This is a genomic window from Pantoea stewartii subsp. stewartii (assembly GCF_008801695.1).
Classification (GTDB): Bacteria; Pseudomonadota; Gammaproteobacteria; order Enterobacterales; family Enterobacteriaceae; genus Pantoea; species Pantoea stewartii.
Window position 1 is genome coordinate 1 of record NZ_VZPF01000271.1, and the last position, 437, is coordinate 437.

A 437-nucleotide genomic window follows, 5' to 3' on the forward strand; every position below is an offset into this window, starting at 1 on the left:
AACAATAATCCTTTTTAAGCGTCAGCTTAACGCAAGTAGCTGACGCGTATATGCTTGTTGCGGTGCGGTAAACACGCGCTCGCATTGTCCCTGTTCAATCACTTCCCCCTGCCGCAGTACGATAACCTGATGGCACAGCGCGCGGACTACATGCAGATCATGGCTAATGAAGACATAGGCCAGACGATGCTTTTGCTGTAGCGATTTCAGGAGGGAAAGAATCTGCGCCTGAACGGTTTTATCCAGCGATGAGGTCGGTTCATCCAGGATAATGAGCGATGGTTTTAAAATCAGCGCCCTGGCGACGGCGATACGTTGACGCTGTCCGCCGGAAAACTCAGCGGGATAGCGATGCCGCGTTTCAGGATCCAGGCCGACTTCCATCATAACGGCTTTCACCTGCTGTTCGCGCTGCACGCCTGAAAGGGTGGGCTGAT

The 437-nt window shown here is 53.1% G+C and carries 1 protein-coding gene; it reads right to left on the reverse strand.

The features are described from left to right. Positions 1-21 precede the first annotated feature (21 nt). Positions 22-437 (reverse strand): ATP-binding cassette domain-containing protein (locus F7Q90_RS26130; protein ID WP_151161216.1); only part of this gene is annotated, 416 nt, incomplete at its 5' end.